This window comes from Streptomyces sp. NPDC021080, from assembly GCF_044333225.1.
Classification (GTDB): Bacteria; Actinomycetota; Actinomycetes; order Streptomycetales; family Streptomycetaceae; genus Streptomyces.
Window position 1 is genome coordinate 15754 of the sequence record NZ_JBIRQM010000027.1, and the last position, 15969, is coordinate 31722.

Here is a 15969-nt window from a genome sequence, read left to right on the forward strand (position 1 = left end):
GTGCCTGCTCCTTCAGGGCCGGGGTGAATGCCCCCTCCCGCGGAGCGGGTCAGGGGAAGTCGAATCGCCGCCAGGGTGGTTCGGCGTCTCGGGCGAGACGGTGGTGAGGCCGGCTTCGAGCGGGTGCGGCAGCTCGGAGTCGCTCGGCGGTGGCCAGCGGTCGGTGGTCGGGTGGGTCGGTGGCCGGGAACGGTCGCTCGCACGGGTGATGTTGGCGGTTCCGCCGGTCCGCGGGAAGCACGGCCGACCGCGACGCCGCCCGGACGCGGTGCTCGCCGACCGCTGCTACGACCACGACAAGTACCGCCGTCTCGCCTGGGACCTGGGTGTCAAGCCGGTCATCGCCCGACGCGGCACCGAGCACGGCTCCGGACTCGGGGCCGAACGGTGGGTGGTGGAGCGAGCCTTTGCCCACCTGCACTGGTCCCGCCGCCTGCGGATCCGCTGGGAGATCCGCGACGACATCCACGAAGCCTTCCTCGTCCTGGCCTGCGCGCTCATCTGCTGGCGCCGGTTCTCAACGGCTCAGCGCCGCCATTCGTAAGCGCCGGGAGAGGTCTCGCGGCCGGGGCGTCCTGCCCCACGCCGGTGAAAGTTGGTGGGGGGTGCCCCTTCTTCGGGGACGGCTCAGTGACTCGTGGGGCGCGGGCGTCCGAGCGCGAACCGGCTCGGTCCGGGCTCTCCGCGTACCAGCGCGGCCGCCAGCTCGCCGATGACCGACGCGAACTTGAAGCCGTGCCCGGAGAACCCTCCCAGCACGGTGACCGGGCCCTGCCGGTCGATGACGAAGTCGTGGTCGGGGGTGGTGGTGTACAGGCAGGTCACGGCCTCGGGCGCGGTGTGGTCCACGCCGGGGAGCCAGCGCTCTGCGTACGCCGCCAGCTCTCGCAGGATCGCGGCGTCCGGGGTGCGGTCGCGCCGGTCGGGGTCGACGACCGGGCCGACGCCGTGGAAGCCCGCCTTGACGCCGTCGGTGCTGCCGAGTCCGTACACCCCGTCCGCGGTGAGGCCGTCCACGGGCAGCGCGGCACCCGGGTGGTGAATGTAGCTGGGCCAGGTGAGCGCGTCCGCCGCGGGGAAGTGCGCGGGCTGCTCCTGGGTGACACGCAGCACTGGTACGCCGCCGACGAGCGGAGTGGTACCGCCGCACAGCATTTCGGGTGCCCAGCCGCCGACCGCGACCACGACCGCGTCGGCGCGCAGTTCCTCCTCTGTGTCCGTGACCACCCGGACCTCGGTGTCGCCGTGCATCGACAGCCCGGTCACCCGGACGCCGTGCCGGACCTCCGCGCCGTGCGCCCGCGCCGCCTGCTGGAAGGCGGTGACCGCCTCGTCGGCGTGCAGGCGTCCGGCCTCCGGGTGGAAGACCGCACCGGTGTCGGCGCGCAGCCCCGGCCAGCGCTCGGTGACCTCCTCCGGGGCCAGCCGCTCGGCAGGGTGTCCGGCGACGGTCAGCGTCTCGTACAGTGCCTCGGTCGTGGCGGCCGGGCCGTGGTCGACGGCTCCGGTGAGGGTGAGCACCTGCCGTCCCGTCTCCTCCTCCAGCCGCCGCCACAGCGGCAGCGACCGCACGGCGAGACCGACGTAGAACGGGTCCGTGTAGGCCAGCCGGAAGATCCGCGAGGTGCCGTGCGAGCTGCCCCGGTCGTGGCCGGGCGGGAAGCGCTCCAGCAGGGTGACGCGGTCACCCCGGGCAGCAAGCCGCCACGCGGCGGACGAGCCCATGACCCCGCCACCGATGACGACGACTCGACGAGAAGACACGATGTTCGATCCTTTGGTGAACGATCCGGACCGACCGGGCAACCGGACGCCCCGAGGTTTTCCGGTGTGACCTGCAACTTTCTATCAGCCGTCAGCCCGGAGCGAACCGGCGGATCGCCGCCACCCGCCCCCTGTCCCCGTCGACACGCTCGACCGTGCTCCAACTCACCTTTCCCAGGCTGATTTGCGAGCGAACCACGGCCATTCGGACCGCAAGGCCAATACGTTGTAGCGAAGGGCTGGTTGAGGGCGTCGGTGACGAGTCCGGTTTCGCCGAAGCCGGCGCCCCCGGCGTGCTGTTCGCTGCTGATGTCGACCCAGCCGAAGCACTTGCCTGCTCAGCTACCGTGCGCCGTGCCTCAGCTGAGGCCGAGCGTGCTGAGCGCCGTGGTCCAGTCGGTGACGATCGCGCGTTGAGCGGCAGCGAGAGTGATCTTGTTGGCGCAGACCGCGGTGTGCAGTTTCGTCTCCACCGGGTCTTTGCGGTTGTTGACGCCGCTGCCTGCTTTGTGGCCGGGGTCCGGCGGCTCGCCCCAGAGGTTCCGCGGATCGTTGGGGTCGCCGCCGAGTTGCAGGCTGATGAGGTGGTCGTATTCGGCATCGCGCAGGGAGCCCCGATAGCCGTACGAGGCCGCGTTCAGTGCCTTCTCCTTGCCCGTGACGGATGTGGACGGCCGGATGCCGGAGGTGCAGCCGCCCTTGCGGCAGATCGTGGACTTCAGGTTCGCCTGCGTGACCGCCGGAGAGATCGCACCCGGCGTGCACGCCAAGTCCTCCAGCGGCTCCCCCTTCTCGTACCGGACATGGCAGCTCCCGGCTGGAGGCTGCTTCTGGACGGTGTAGGCGGTCTGCGGGCCGGCCCCGACCGCGATCGCCCGATCCGAACCGCCGCCTGCGCCCGTACCCGAAGACTTCGCGGGCGAAGTCCCGGTCGGCGACGCGGTCGATCCGCCCGTTGCGACCGGCGTGCAGCCCGCCAGGAAGATCGCAGCGAACAGCGCGGATGACGCAGCAAGATGGCTGGAGCGCATGACGACCCCTCACAAGCAGGAAAGAGCTGGGCACATGCTGCCCGGCCAGCGCATCAGCACACCGGCCGGGGGCCCGCGCAATGCAGCACGGTGCGATGCAGGGCCTGGGGCTGTCTCCGCTCGTGCGATGAGCAGCCCCTGAAGCCATCCACTTCGGCGCCCCGCGTGACACGGCGGGTTCAGGCGGGTCAGGAGACGCACAGCAGCATGGTTGCGGGGCGGATTGCGGAGGGTCCGAATATGGCTCGGATGCGGTCGCTGGCTTCTTCGGCGACGAGGCGGGCTTCGCGTGTTGGGTCGAGGCTGATCTGCTCGGCGACCTGGTCGGCGGCGATCAGGTCTTCGGCTTTCAGGGTGAGGGCGGTGATCCTGCCGCATTGGAGTCCTGCCGCGTCGATGAGCCGGTACGCCTTCGTGCGCGGAGGCCTCCGCGAGCCGGCGGGTCTTCTCTCAGGTGGTGCCTCCGGCGAAGCACAAGGTCAGGGTCAGACCGTGGGCCGCCTGGCTGCGGCGGCGCAGTTGAAGGGCGAGGGTGACGACCGTGTCCGGGAGGGCCGCGCGGACAGCCGCACCCGTCCAGGGGGTGCCGGGGAAAGGCGCGGTGAACACTCGCGGTGGCGGGCAGGGTGCACGGGACAACAGGGCGGGCGTCGATGCCGCGGGCCCGGTCGGTGGACTGCCGCCCGCCACCGCCGCCTATCAGGCGTTGGACGGTGGCGGGCGGGAGCGCGGCGAGCAGGCCGATGCAGCGGACGCCGTAATCGTGCAGGATCTTGGTTTGGCGGGGCCCGATGCCGTACAGGGCCTCGACGGGGAGGGGGCCCAGCCAGTCCGTGACCTGGTCGGGGGCGATGGCGCGGACGCCACCCGGGCCGGTGATCTGGCCGGAAGCGGTGGCCGCGACGGTGATGGAGGGGCCGATCCCGACGCGCACGTCGACGCCCAGCCGGGAAATAGCCCGTACCCGCAGCATCTCCCCCAGCCGAGTGGCGTCCACGCCGTGGTAGCGCAGCGCACCCTTGAGCTCATCCAGGGCCGCTGTCGGGGGCAGCGCCTGGACGACTGGCGACACTGCACCGATGTGACCAGCCGCAGTCCAGGCCATGCCGTAGCGGACCTGCGCCGGCCTTCTGGGTGGCGGCCGGCGCAGGCCGCGTTCATCGGAAGGTCTGGCGAATCTCACCCAGGCCGTCAATCCGACTGACCAGGACGTCGTCGGGGCCGAGGAACCGCTGCGGAACGCGACGGTTGCCCACCCCGGCCGGGGTCCCGGTGAAGATCAGGTCGCCGGGGTAGAGCGGGCACACCCCACTGATGAACTCCACCAACTGCGGAACGGAGAAGATCATCTCGCTGGTGCGTGCCGCCTGGACGCTTTCGCCGTTCAGCAGGCACTCGATCGCGATGTCGTCCCGGTCCGGCAGCTCGTCGAGGGTCACCAGCGCCGGACCGGTCGGGCCGAAGCCCGGATACGACTTGCCCAACGAGAATTGCGGTGGTTTGCCGGTGAGTTGGAGGACGCGTTCGGAGAGGTCCTGCCCCACGGTGAGCCCGGCCACCGCCTCCCAGCCTTGGCTGGCGGGCACCCGATGGCAGGGTGCACCGATGACGGCGACCATTTCCAGCTCCCAGTCGACATTGCCCTTGGGTAGTTCGACCTCCGCGGCCGGGCCGACGATGCAGCTCGGGAACTTGGTGAAGAGCAACGGGACCTCGGGCGGTACATGGCCGGCTTCGGTGGCGTGCGGACGGTAGTTCAGCGCCACCGCGAAGACCTGGCGTGGCCGCGGGACCGGCGCGTCCAGATCGGCGGTCCGGTATGGGCTCGCCGCAGGCAGTTCGGCGCTCGCGGCCCAGGTCTGGAATGCGGTCCAGTTGTTCAGAACGTCCATGGGGTCCGGGCCGAAGCATCCCGAAGAGGCGTCGGCGATGTCGACCGCACCGTCGTCGGTGAGCAGGACGGCTCGGTCGGAGAGCGTGGCCAGTCGCATCTGCTCTGCCTCAGTTCGCCGGGCCGTAGAGATCGCTGGAGAACGGCTCGGTGTCGTGCGCGTCCTTCCAGCCGACCACGTGGTTCCGCAGCGTGCCGACGCCCTCGATCTCCGCCTCGATACGGTCGCCCGGCTGGAGGTAGAAGTCGAACGGATTCGGCTGCACAGCGGCGACGCCCGAGATGGTGCCGGTGGTGATGATGTCGCCGGCCGTGTAGCCCTGGGCTGAGTGGTAGGCGACCAGGTGCGGGATCGAGATGATCATCTTCTCGGTGTTGCCCGTCTGACGTCGCTCGCCGTTGACCCGGAGCTCCATCGCGAGCGCGTGCGGGTGGGGAACCTCGTCCTTCGTGACGATCCAGGGACCGATGGGGCAGAAGGTGTCGATCCCCTTCGAGAAGGAGAAGACGCCTGACTGCATCTCGCGGCGCTGGATGTCACGCGCGGTGATGTCGTTGAAGACGGTGTAGCCGGCGATGTAGTCCTCGGCTTCCTCTGGGCCGAAGAACTTGCCGCTCTTGCCGATCACGATGGCCAGCTCGAGTTCGTAGTCGAGCTCCTTGGTGAGCCCCTCGGGGTACACGATCGGCTGGTCGGGACCGATGATCGCGTCGACGTTCTGGAAGAAGACGATCCCCTTGTGCACCGGGTGCGACCAGTCGACGGCGGTCAGCTCGTCGTGGTGGTCGGTGAAGTTGCCGGCGGTGTGGAAGAACTTCTTCGGTACGATCGGCGCCTGCAGGGTGACCTCCCCGAGGGGGAATCGCCGCCCGGTCTCCTCGACCTTCCCTTCCTGTTCGAAGTAGTCGCGCATCGACGGGACGTCGAGCTCGACGACGGTCTCGCCGTCGATGTAGCCGACCCGGCCGTCGTTGAAGGTCACGAGTTTCATACGGAGTCTCCTGGCAGTCCGACGCGGAAGACGCGCAACTGCAGCGCGAGCGTCACGTAGTAGCCCACCAGGGTGGTGAGCTCCACCACCGCCTCGATGCCGTTCAATGAAACGGCCCGGTCGAAGATGGCGTCGTCGGCGTCACCACTCGCGACCAGGACCCGCACCAGTTCCAGGGCGGCGGCTTCGGCTGGGTCCGAGAGCTCAGGTGCCGTGCCGGCGTTCACCGCGGCGATCTCCGCGTCGGTCAGACCCGCTGCCCGGCCGATCGGCTCGTGGGCGTAGCGCTCGAAGGCGGAGTCCCACTGGGCCGCGACAGCCAGGACGGCGAGTTCGCGGATTCGATCGCTGAGCGAGGTCCGGTAACGGATCGCCGAGCCCAGTTCCTGGAGGGCTGCCCCGACCCTGGGTGCGAACAGCATCGCGTTGAAGGGGCCGTTGAGTCTCCCCTGTGCGTCGGTGAGAGCGAAGAGCTGGGGGCCGTCGGTGCGTGGCCCTGCGGTGATCGCGTAGTAGAGGGGGCGTTGGTCGAGGTCGAGTTCGCCTGGGGTGAGGCGGGGCAATCGAGTCATGGCGCTGAGTGTCGTGCGCGCGCCGGAGCACATGCAGTGCTGTGCCAAGCAATGGCATCGCGCTTCCGCGCGTTCCAATGATTGAAACGAATGTAGTGCGGATCACACGCCATCGCTTTTCATCCCTCGCATGGATGACTGGCTCGGACTCGAACATCGCGCGGCCCTGGTGGCCGGTGCCGGCGGCATCGGTGCGGCTGCGGCCCTCGGCCTCGCCCGACACGGTGCCCGCGTGACCGTCACGGACGTCGACGAGGAACGGCTCGCCGCCCTCGCCGAGCAGGCGGTGGAGGCAGGACTCTCGATCGCGACCCGCGCGGCCGACCTCACCGACCCGCAGAGCGCTCGCTCTGCGGTCGTCGAGAGCGCCAAAACGTTGGGCGGCCTCGACGTCTTCGTGCATGCGGTCGGCATCAACGACCGGCGCCCGGTGCTCGAGACGCCCGACGACGTCTGGGAGCGGATCATCGAGGTCAACCTCAAGAGCGCCGTGTGGAGCGCTCAGGCGGCCGGCGCCCTGATGGTGTCCGGCGGCTACGGCCGGATCGTTTTGCTGTCCTCGGTCTCCGGACTCTTGGCGCACGCCAACCACGCTCCGTATGCCGCCACCAAGGGTGGTGTCAACCAGCTCTGCCGCGTCATGGCTCGCGAATGGGCGCCGCACGGCGTCACGGTCAATGCCATCGCGCCCGGTTACACCGAGACCGACCTGACGCGCGCCTACCTCGACAAGCCCGGCATGCGCGAAGGCATGGTTGGCCTCGTTCCGGCCGGTCGGCTCGGCACTGCCAACGACGTCGTCGCACCCCTGCTCTTCCTCTGCTCCACGCAGTCCGCGTTCGTGACGGGCCATGTCATGTACGTCGACGGCGGTCGCACCCTCGTCTGAAAGGCAGACCCATGAATCTTCCGCAGCGCTTCACCGACAAGGTCGTCCTGGTCACCGGTGCCGGCACCGGCCTCGGCGCTGAGATCGCCGTACGGGCGGCCCAGGAGGGTGCCGACGTGGCGATCCACTACCGCAGCTCGCAGGCGGGCGCGCGCCGTACGGCCGACCGGGTCGAGGCCGAGGGGCGCAAGGCCTTCCTCGTCCAGGCCGACATCGTCGAATGGGCGCAGATCACGCGCATGGCAGACGAGGTGTGGGGCCACTTCGGCCAGGTCGACGTGGCGATCAACAACGTGGGCGACATGGCCAGCGACCAGATGTCGTGGCGCGAGATCACCGAAGAGGCGATCGACCACACGCTCGCCGTCGATCTCAAAGGCACCCTGGTATGCACCCACGAGTTCGGCTCCCGGATGCTCGAGCAGCCCGGCGGCGGCTCGATCGTCAACGTGGGCTCCACGGTCGTGGTCCGCGGCAGCGCACGAGCTCCGCAGTACGCGGCCGCGAAGTACGGCATCCTCGGCATCACCAAGTCCTACGCCCAGGCGTTCGCGCCTAAGGTCCGGGTGAACACCTTCGCGCCCGGTTTCATGGAGACCGAGCGCATGCTCAACCGTGAGGACTACAAGAACGGACGTGGCGAGAAGCTGCGGGAGATGACACCGATGCACCACATCCCGAAGCCCGAGGAGATCGCCGGCACGGCGCTCCTCCTCGCGACCGCGGACGCCCAGCACATCACCGGCAGCTACTTCGTCGCTGACGGTGGCTACAACATGATCGGAGCCTGACATGTCCGATCAGCGCATTCTCTTTGTCAACGGCAACGTCTTCGACGGCTCGGGCACCCCGGCCGTCCGTGCCGACGTGGTCGTCCGCGGCGAGACGATCGAGGCGATCGTCGTCGGCGGTGGCGTGCGGACGCAACCAGGCGACCAGATAGTCGATTGCACCGGCAGAACGGTCATGCCTGGCATGACCGAGTCGCACTGCCACCTGACCTTCCCCTCGGCCGTCGGTCACATCGACACCTCCTTCAACCCACCGCTGGACGTCAGCTTCTTCCACCACATGCCGACGCCGGACGAGCACCTGGAGATCGCGAAGCGCAACGCGCGCATCCTGCTCGACCAAGGCTTCACCAGCGCCTACTCGGCCGGCTCGCTGACCCCCGTACCGACCGAGGTGATCCTCCGCGATCAGATCGAGGCCGGCGCCGCGGTGGGACCGCGGATGCGTGCCGCGTCGTTCGAGCGCGACAACAACCCGGTGCAGATGGGCCCCGACGGCCCGCGCGAGCAAAAGACGGGGCCGGACGCGGTGCGCGCGTTCATACGCGAGCAGGCCGCGATCGGCTTCGACAGCGTCAAGCTGCTGATGAGCAACGACGACGTCTTCTTCGAGGGCGGGTCGATGGTGACGCAGTACAGCACCGAAGAGGCACAGGCCGCCGGCGAGCAGGCCCGCGAGTCCGGTGTCTGGCTCAACTGCCATGCCCAGAATCCCGAGTCGATCAAGCGGGCGGTCACCAGCGGCTTCCGCTCGATCTATCACTGCTCCTACGCCGACCAGGAGGCGATCGACCTGCTCGACGAGGCGAAGGACTCGATCTTCCTCTCACCGGCCGTCGGCATCATGTGGGCCAACGTCCACGAAGGTGAGGAGTTCGGCATCGACACCGCGATGGCCCAGAAGATGGGCTCGGTGAAGGCGCTCGAGGCGATGACGAACCTCTACCCCGAGCTCCGCAGGCGCGGCCTGCGCGTGCTGCCGGGCGGCGACTACGGCTTCCCCAACAACCCGATCGGCCGCAACGCCCGCGACCTCGAACTCTTCGTCAAGCTCTTCGGTTACAGCCCGCTCGAGGCGCTCAAGGCGGCCACCTTCCTCGGAGGTCAGGTCCTCGAGCTCCCGGTCGGCCTCCTGGCGCCGGAATACCTGGCCGACATCCTCGTCGTGGACGGAGATCCGACGAACGACGTGACCGTGCTGCAGGACGCCGGGAACCTCGTCGCCATCGTGCAGGGCGGCCGGTTCCACAAGCGCGCCGAGCAGCTCACGAGCGGTGTGGCATGAGGCGGTTCGACGACGTCGAGTACGCCGTGATCCCGGGCTTCCGCCCGCTCGAACTCGACCTGTACCTGCCCGACGCGGTATCCGCGGCGGACGCTGTCGAGGTGCCGGTCATCGTCCACGTACACGGCGGTGGATGGCGACGCGGTTCGCGTCGTCACCCGCTGCCGCGCCTGGGTGAGGACTTCTACCCCGCCATGGTGCGGGCGGGCTTCGCGGTGGCGGCGATCGACTACCGGCTCAGTGGCGAGGCGCCCTACCCGGCCGCGGCCGACGACGTTCGCGCCGCGGTCGCGGCCATCGCCGAGGTCATGGCGCCCCACGAGGTCGGCGCGGGGCAGGTGTTCCTCTGGGGCGACTCCGCCGGCGGGCACCTCGCCCTGCTGGCCGCACTGACCGGCTCCGCCGTGGCCGGAGTGGTCGCGTGGTTTCCGGTCACCGACCTGACCGCCATGCCCGACCCCGACGATCCCCGGACCCGCGAGGCGCTCTTCCTGGGAGCGCCGGCCGCGGAGATCCCGGACCTGGCCCGTGAGGCCAGCCCGATCAGCCACGTGCGCGGCGATGCACCGCCCGTGCTGGTCATGCACGGCGACAGCGACACGATGGTGCCGACCGCGCAGAGCGTCGACTTCGCCGCGGCCCTGACCGCGGCGGGAGGGTCCGCGCAGTTGCTGCTCGTGTCCGGCGCGAGCCACTTCTGGGACGGCGCCGCGGACGTGAGTGCCCTGCAACAGCAGTCGCTCGCCTTCCTGCGGACACTCGTCACGCCATGACCCGTCCGTTGATCCCGGGATTCAACCCGGACCCCAGCGTGGTGCGGGTCGGAGCCGACTACTACCTCGTCACCTCGTCGTTCGAATACCTGCCGGGGCTGCCGGTCTACCACAGCACGGATCTGCGGGACTGGCGTCAGATCGGTCATGTGGCGACCAGGCCGGAGCAGGTCGAGCTGGAACGGATTCCGACGCCCGGCGGGGTCTGGGCCCCGACGCTGCGTCACCGCGACGGCTTCTTCTATCTCATCGTCACCGTGTTCCTCGGCGGCCGGGGCTGCGTCGTCTTCACGGCGACCGATCCGGCCGGCCCGTGGAGCGACGGCGTGAGCATCCCTGCCGTCGACGGGATCGACCCCGATCTCGCCTGGGACGACGACGGCACCGCGATCGTCACGTTCGCCCGCCATCCCAACCCGATTCAGCAGGTCCGCGTCGACTTGACGACCGGCCGGGCCATCGACATGCCCCGTGCGGTCTGGGCCGGCAGCGGCGGCTACTCCCCCGAGGGCCCGCACCTCTACCGCCGTGGCCCATGGTGGTACCTGGTGGTGGCCGAAGGCGGCACGGACCGCGGCCACGCCGTCACGGTGGCCCGCGCCCGAAGGCCGGACGGACCGTTCGAGAGCTGCCCGGGGAATCCGGTCCTCACCGCCGCCGGCACCGGCCGGCCGGAGCAGAACCTCGGCCACGCCGACCTCGTCGAGACCGACTCGGGAACGGCGCTCGTCTGCCTCGGCGTCCGGCCGGTGGGGCTGGCGCAGTCGTTCTCGCCCCTCGGCCGCGAGACCTTCCTGGCCGACGTCGACTGGGCCGACGACTGGCCGAGCGCGCGGCTGACCGAGTTGCCTCCGGCGCCGGACGAGGAGGTCACCTACGACCTCGGCGCGCCGGACGCGCTGACCGACCCGGTCTGGATCGCCGTGCGCCAGTTGCCGGCCGCGGTCGCCACTGCCACGCCCGACGGTCTCCTCATCCGTCGCACTCCCGGTCACACCGGGCTGGACGGCCCACGCCCGGCCTTCGTCGGGCGTCGGCAGCGGCATCTGGGCACCGTGGTGAGCGCTGTCTTCGACGTTCGGGAGGGTCGCGGGGGTCTCGCGTTCCGCAACGCGGAGGACAACCTGGTGGCACTCGAGGCTCGTGCCACCGGAACCGAGGTCGAGGTCGAGGCGCGGGTGGTGGTGGCGGGATTCGACCGGACCTGGCACGCCGTCCTGCCGTGCGGAGACGTCGAGCTCACCATCGCGACGACGCCGCCGCCCTCCGACTTCTCCGCCGGTGCGGTCGGGGGCGACCGGATCCGGTTGACGGCCCGGGTGGCTGACGAGGACGTGACGCTTGTCGAGCTGGACGGCCGGCACTGGTGCTTCGAGACCGCCAAGGCGTTCACGGGCCGGGTCGTCGGGCCGTTCGCGACCGAGGGCGCGGTCCGGGTCCGTCGGCTCCGGTACTCGGGCCGGTCCTGACGTTCCCTTCAGTGGGTCCTGACGTTCCATTCAATGGAGCGGCCAGGTGACGTGGATCAGCGCGACCGGAACGCTGCGACGCATGCCGATTCATCCTGAGACCCTCCGGCGCTTCGCGTACATCGAGGGTGTTCCCAGCATGCAAGCCTTCTTCGAGGACCCGCAGTACGCCGAACGGCGGTCCGCGTTCGAGTCCTGGCCGGACTACGAAGTCCCCGACGTCCCGGTTCGCACGGCACAGGCGCCCGGGCCTCACGGTCCGGTGCCGGTACGGGTCTACGGCGAGCGTCCAGAAGTGACCGGGCGGCCCGCTCTGGTGTGGATGCACGGCGGCGCCTTCATGATGGGCGACCTGGACATGCCCGAGGCGGACTGGACCTCGCGGGAGGTGGCGCAGCGTGCCGACGCGGTCGTGGTCTCGGTCGACTACCGGCTGTGCCAGAACGGCGTGCACTACCCGGTGCCCCACGACGACGTCGTGGCCGTGGTGCGCTGGGTCCGCGAGAACGCGGCCGATCTGGGTGTCGACCCCGCGTGGATCTCGGTCGGCGGGGCCAGTGCCGGCGCCAACCTCGCCGCGGGAGCCGCCTTGAAGGTGCGCGACGAGGACCAGCAGCCCCCCGCCCACCTGATCTTCGCCTACGGTGTCGCCCACTCGGTGCTCCCGCCGCTCGGTCCCGAGCTGGCCGAGCTGATGAGCCACGTGCCCCAAGTGCTCCACTTCCCACCGGAGATGCACGGCTTCTTCAATCACAACTATCTCGGTGGCCCGCTCAGCGGAGCTGACGGATATGCCTTCCCGATCCTGGCCGACCTGCGAGGGATGTGCCCGACGCTGGTGCTCAACGCCGAGTACGACGACCTGAGGGTCTCCGGCGAGGCCTTCGCAGCGGCGCTCGCGGCCGCTGGCGTGGACGTGCGCCAGGTGATGGTGCGGTCGATGATGCACGGCTACCTCAATCTCCCGGCCACGTTGGGGCCGACCGCCGCCGCGCTTGACCTGATCGCAGCCACGGTCGGTCGGCCCGTGGCCCTCGGCGCATGAGCGCGCCTACCGCGCTGGCCGTCGAACATCTCGGTTCTCCGCTCGGGCTCGGTGAACCCGCGCCCCGGCTGTCGTGGCGGCTCCCTGAGGGCACGCGCACGCAGACGGCGTATCGGATCCGAGCGGAGTTCGGTGGCGTGGTGCATGACTCGGACTGGGTCGAGTCCGCCGGGACCGTCCTTGAGGCATGGCCTTTCGCTCCGGTCGGGTCGGCGCAGCCGGTGAGCTGGCGGGTGCGGGTGCGGACCGATCGAGGTGAGTCCGGCTGGTCGGCCGCGGCGAGTTTCGAGACAGGCTTGCTCGCCGCCGGCGACTGGACCGCTTCGTGGATCCGGCCCGGCGAACCGGATCCGCTCCCACCGGCCCCGCGCCCCGCGTATGAGCTGCGCGGTCGCCTGGTCGTTCAGCAGCCCGTACGCCGCGCCCGGCTCTACGCGACGGCGCACGGTCTCTACGAGACGTTCTTCGACGGGGTCCGGATCGGCGATCTCGAGTTGACCCCTGGGTACACGCACTACTCCGCCCGGGTACCGGTTCAGGCCTATGACGTCGCACCGCTGCTCCGGCCGGGGTCGATCACGTGGACGGCGCTGCTCAGTGACGGCTGGTTCCGCGGCCAGGTCGGGATCTTCCGTGCGGTCGATCAGTGGGGCGAACGCACGGCGTTCCTCGCGCAGTTGCACGTGGAGTACGTCGACGGCACCACCGAGGTGTTCGGCACCGACGAGGGCTGGGAGTCACGGCCGTCGAGCCTCGTCCGCGCCGACCTGATCGACGGTGTGTCCGACGACCGGCGTGCCACCGACGCGGCCGGATGGCGCCCTGTGGAGCCTGCCGGCCTCGGGTACGAGACGCTGTTCTGGTCGCCGGCGCCACCGACGCGTCGCATCGAAGAGCTGCGCCCGAGGTCGGTGGTACGCCGTGGTGACGACCGGCAACTGGTCGACCTGGGCCAGAACATCAACGGCTGGGTCCGTTTGAGTAACCTCGGCCCGGCGGGCAGCGAGGTGACGCTCGTCCACGGTGAGGCGCTCGATCCGGACGGTGATCTCACCACCGACCACCTCAGACCCGCGGTGCCGTTCCTGCCTGCGCCGCTTCCTGCCGGGCAGGTCGACCGCGTCTTCTCTGCCGGCCGGCCCGGTGACGTGTTCGAGCCGCGGCACACGACCCACGGTTTCCGGTACGTCGCCATCGAGGGGCATCCCGACGATCTGACGCCGGAGGATGTCAGGGGCGTCGTGGTGCACAGCGATCTGCGCCGCACGGGATGGTTCTCGTGCAGCGACGAGCGGATCAACCGGCTCCATGAGGCCGCCGTGTGGGGCTTCCGTGACAACGCCTGTGAGATCCCTACCGACTGTCCTCACCGGGAGCGGGCGGGGTGGACCGGCGACTGGCAGCTCTATGTACCGACGGCCGCGTTCCTGTACGACGTCGCCGGATTCTCGGTCAAATGGCTGGGCGACGTCGCGATCGAGCAATGGCCCGACGGCACGATCGCCAACATCTCGCCGCACGGCCCGGCAGAGGGCCTGCACGGTCCCACCGCGGCGTTGCAGGGTTCGGCCGGCTGGGGTGATGCCGTCGTCATTGTGCCCTGGGAGCTCTACCGCGCGTACGGCGACGAGCGGATCCTGGCCGATCTGTGGCCGAACATGGTGCGCTGGGTCGGCCGTGCCGAGCGGATGGCCGCCGCCGGCCGGCACCCCGGTCGCACCGGCCCCGAGGCGGAGCACGAACGCTATCTGTGGGACACGGGCTTCCACTGGGGTGAGTGGCTCGAGCCGGGCAACGAGGTCGACGACTTCGGTGCTTTCGTCGCCGGCGACAAGAGCGATGTCGCCACGGCGTACTTCGCGCATTCGGCGGGACTGATGGCCCGTATCGCCGAGGTGCTCGACAGGCCGGTGGAGTCGGCGCGGTATGCCGAGCTCGCCGACCGCGTCACCGCCGCCTGGCGCACCGAGTTCCTCGCCACCGACGGCACGGTGCGTCCGGCCACACAGGCCAACCTCGCGCGGGCGCTGGCCTTCGGGCTGATCCCGGAGGAGGCCGTGCCGAAGGCTGTGGCGCAGCTCGTCGGTCTCGTCCGGGCTGCGGGCACCCATGTCGGCACCGGCTTCCTGGCGACGCCCTTCCTCCTGCCGGTACTGGCAGAACACGGCGAGGTGGATCTTGCCTACGAGCTCCTGTTCCAGGACGGTCCGCCGTCCTGGCTGCACATGATCGATCGCGGTGCGACCACGATCTGGGAGCGCTGGAACGGGATCGCGGACGAGGGCACGCCCCACGAGTCGCTCAACCATTACTCGAAGGGGGCGGTGATCAGCTTCCTCCACCGTTACACCGCAGGGCTGAGGCCGCTCGATCCGGCTTACCGCCGCTTCCGGGTGGCCCCGCTTCCGGGCGGCGGTCTCACCGCGGCCTCCGCGGCGCTCGAGTCGCCCCATGGACGCATCGAGTCGGTGTGGCAGTTCAGGGACGGTCGGCTGCTTCTCGAGGTCGTCGTGCCCTCGGGCACGACCGCCGAGGTCGTCATGCCGAACGGTGGAGTGGATGTGGTCGGCGCCGGCCGGCACACCTTCACGTCCTGAGTGCCGTCGGTGGCAAGGCTGCGCTGGGGGCGTCGAGGGCGCGCGAGATGCCCTGCGCGGCAATTCTCACCGCGTAGCTGAGCCGACGTGGCTGCGCCTCGCGTTCGGGGAGCAGCACGCCGATCGCGGCGACCGCCTCGTCGTGTTCGTCGAAGATCGGCGCCGCCACCGCCACCAGCATCTCCAGCTCGGTGCGGCGGAAGATGGCCACCCGTTCCTTGCGCACCTCGGCGAGCGTGCGCCGCATCGCCGAGGCAGGGATCAACCGCTTGTCCGGCTCGCTGTGCAGCGGCCGTGCGAGCAGTTCGTCCTGCACCTCGGCCGGTGCGAAGGCGAGGAGTGCCAGCCCCATGCCTGTCGCGTGCAGCGGCATCTTGCCGCCGACCCGGTATCGCACGTGGACCGCTCGGTGCGCCGAGAGGCGCTCGACCAGCGTCGCCTCCAGCCCGTCGCGGACCGCGAGTTGTACGTGCTGATGCGTGACCGCTCCCAGGTCGCTCATGAAGGGCAGAGCCGTCTGGCGCAGACCGTGACCGCGCGGGGCGAGTGAGGCAACCTCCAGCAGCCGCAGGCCGATCGAATATCGGCCGGCTTCGTCCCGTTCGAGAGCACCCCAGCCGAGCAGCCGGTTGGCCAGCCGCAACGTCGTGCTGACCGGAATGGAGGTGAGCTCGCTGAGCTCGCGCAACGTCAGATGCCGCCGCGTCACGTCGAAGGCGTCAAGCAGCGACAGCGCCCGGTCGATGACGGGTTCTCCCTGCGGTGGGCGCTTGCCCCGGCGTCGGGTTGGAGTGGCAGCCGTTTCGCTCACAAATGTGACCTTCCGATGAAGCGCGCGTTTCAATCAATGGCAATCATTGCTGACTTGTG

At 69.9% G+C, this 15969-nt stretch carries 14 protein-coding genes and 1 pseudogene; 8 read left to right on the forward strand and 7 right to left on the reverse strand.

What is annotated here, in order from left to right; translation table 11 throughout:
• Positions 1–214: 214 nt before the first annotated feature.
• Positions 215–544 (forward strand): annotated as a pseudogene (locus ACH4S8_RS41105) (IS5/IS1182 family transposase); the annotation flags it as partial.
• 83 nt (positions 545–627) lie between these two features.
• On the opposite strand, the gene ACH4S8_RS41110 reads toward ACH4S8_RS41105, so the two are convergent.
• From ACH4S8_RS41110 to ACH4S8_RS41135, 6 genes are all read right to left on the reverse strand, one after another.
• Positions 628–1764, reverse strand: coding sequence for an FAD-dependent oxidoreductase (locus ACH4S8_RS41110; RefSeq protein ID WP_398403727.1), 1137 nt, complete (start codon positions 1762–1764; stop codon positions 628–630).
• 359 nt (positions 1765–2123) lie between these two features.
• Entirely contained in the window at positions 2124–2795 is a 672-nt protein-coding gene (locus ACH4S8_RS41115; protein ID WP_398403729.1) for a hypothetical protein, read from the reverse strand.
• 450 nt (positions 2796–3245) lie between these two features.
• Positions 3246–3404, reverse strand: coding sequence for a hypothetical protein (locus tag ACH4S8_RS41120; RefSeq protein WP_398403731.1), 159 nt, complete (start codon positions 3402–3404; stop codon positions 3246–3248).
• Positions 3405–3952: 548 nt separating this feature from the next.
• The gene (locus ACH4S8_RS41125) at positions 3953–4786 is read right to left on the reverse strand and encodes a fumarylacetoacetate hydrolase family protein (protein ID WP_398403733.1); all 834 of its coding nucleotides are present in this window, start codon (positions 4784–4786) and stop codon (positions 3953–3955) included.
• 10 nt (positions 4787–4796) lie between these two features.
• Positions 4797–5678, reverse strand: coding sequence for a fumarylacetoacetate hydrolase family protein (locus ACH4S8_RS41130; protein WP_398403735.1), 882 nt, complete (start codon positions 5676–5678; stop codon positions 4797–4799).
• Positions 5675–6250: a carboxymuconolactone decarboxylase family protein gene (locus tag ACH4S8_RS41135; protein WP_398403737.1), complete on the reverse strand. Its 576-nt coding sequence runs from the start codon at positions 6248–6250 to the stop codon at positions 5675–5677. Before ACH4S8_RS41135 ends, ACH4S8_RS41130 begins: the two co-directional genes overlap by 4 nt.
• A 130-nt stretch (positions 6251–6380) precedes the next feature.
• Here ACH4S8_RS41135 and ACH4S8_RS41140 point away from each other — a divergent pair, with 130 nt between their 5' ends.
• The 7 genes from ACH4S8_RS41140 (at position 6381) to ACH4S8_RS41170 (ending at position 15099) form a co-directional block, all read left to right on the forward strand.
• Complete coding sequence (locus ACH4S8_RS41140; RefSeq protein WP_398403739.1) at positions 6381–7139, forward strand: SDR family NAD(P)-dependent oxidoreductase; 759 nt, start codon at positions 6381–6383, stop codon at positions 7137–7139.
• A gap of 11 nt (positions 7140–7150) precedes the next feature.
• On the forward strand, positions 7151–7930 hold the full coding sequence (locus ACH4S8_RS41145; protein WP_398403741.1) for an SDR family NAD(P)-dependent oxidoreductase: 780 nt from the start codon (positions 7151–7153) through the stop codon (positions 7928–7930).
• 1 nt (position 7931) lies between these two features.
• Entirely contained in the window at positions 7932–9215 is a 1284-nt protein-coding gene (locus ACH4S8_RS41150; protein WP_398403743.1) for an amidohydrolase family protein, read from the forward strand.
• Positions 9212–9988: an alpha/beta hydrolase fold domain-containing protein gene (locus tag ACH4S8_RS41155; protein WP_398403745.1), complete on the forward strand. Its 777-nt coding sequence runs from the start codon at positions 9212–9214 to the stop codon at positions 9986–9988. The genes ACH4S8_RS41150 and ACH4S8_RS41155 overlap by 4 nt, the downstream gene beginning before the upstream one ends.
• Complete coding sequence (locus ACH4S8_RS41160) at positions 9985–11457, forward strand: glycoside hydrolase family 43 protein (protein WP_398403747.1); 1473 nt, start codon at positions 9985–9987, stop codon at positions 11455–11457. The genes ACH4S8_RS41155 and ACH4S8_RS41160 overlap by 4 nt, the downstream gene beginning before the upstream one ends.
• A gap of 82 nt (positions 11458–11539) precedes the next feature.
• Positions 11540–12502: an alpha/beta hydrolase gene (locus ACH4S8_RS41165; RefSeq protein WP_398403749.1), complete on the forward strand. Its 963-nt coding sequence runs from the start codon at positions 11540–11542 to the stop codon at positions 12500–12502.
• Positions 12499–15099 (forward strand): family 78 glycoside hydrolase catalytic domain, encoded by a 2601-nt coding sequence (locus tag ACH4S8_RS41170; protein WP_398403751.1) that lies wholly within the window; start codon positions 12499–12501, stop codon positions 15097–15099. The genes ACH4S8_RS41165 and ACH4S8_RS41170 overlap by 4 nt, the downstream gene beginning before the upstream one ends.
• Here ACH4S8_RS41170 and ACH4S8_RS41175 read toward each other — a convergent pair.
• Positions 15089–15910: an IclR family transcriptional regulator gene (locus ACH4S8_RS41175; protein WP_398403753.1), complete on the reverse strand. Its 822-nt coding sequence runs from the start codon at positions 15908–15910 to the stop codon at positions 15089–15091. The two genes, ACH4S8_RS41170 and ACH4S8_RS41175, sit on opposite strands and share 11 nt — an antisense overlap.
• Between the last annotated feature and the right edge of the window lie 59 nt (positions 15911–15969).

What these genes read in the sequence shown, in the direction of transcription:
- ACH4S8_RS41125 (WP_398403733.1), bottom strand. Translation starts at nt 4,786, where the DNA reads ATGCGACTGGCCACGCTCTCCGACCGAGCCGTCCTGCTCACCGACGAC.
- ACH4S8_RS41145 (WP_398403741.1), top strand. Translation starts at nt 7,151, where the DNA reads ATGAATCTTCCGCAGCGCTTCACCGACAAGGTCGTCCTGGTCACCGGT.
- ACH4S8_RS41115 (WP_398403729.1), bottom strand. Translation starts at nt 2,795, where the DNA reads ATGCGCTCCAGCCATCTTGCTGCGTCATCCGCGCTGTTCGCTGCGATC.
- ACH4S8_RS41140 (WP_398403739.1), top strand. Translation starts at nt 6,381, where the DNA reads ATGGATGACTGGCTCGGACTCGAACATCGCGCGGCCCTGGTGGCCGGT.
- ACH4S8_RS41135 (WP_398403737.1), bottom strand. Translation starts at nt 6,250, where the DNA reads ATGACTCGATTGCCCCGCCTCACCCCAGGCGAACTCGACCTCGACCAA.
- ACH4S8_RS41155 (WP_398403745.1), top strand. Translation starts at nt 9,212, where the DNA reads ATGAGGCGGTTCGACGACGTCGAGTACGCCGTGATCCCGGGCTTCCGC.
- ACH4S8_RS41165 (WP_398403749.1), top strand. Translation starts at nt 11,540, where the DNA reads ATGCCGATTCATCCTGAGACCCTCCGGCGCTTCGCGTACATCGAGGGT.
- ACH4S8_RS41150 (WP_398403743.1), top strand. Translation starts at nt 7,932, where the DNA reads ATGTCCGATCAGCGCATTCTCTTTGTCAACGGCAACGTCTTCGACGGC.
- ACH4S8_RS41170 (WP_398403751.1), top strand. Translation starts at nt 12,499, where the DNA reads ATGAGCGCGCCTACCGCGCTGGCCGTCGAACATCTCGGTTCTCCGCTC.
- ACH4S8_RS41160 (WP_398403747.1), top strand. Translation starts at nt 9,985, where the DNA reads ATGACCCGTCCGTTGATCCCGGGATTCAACCCGGACCCCAGCGTGGTG.
- ACH4S8_RS41130 (WP_398403735.1), bottom strand. Translation starts at nt 5,678, where the DNA reads ATGAAACTCGTGACCTTCAACGACGGCCGGGTCGGCTACATCGACGGC.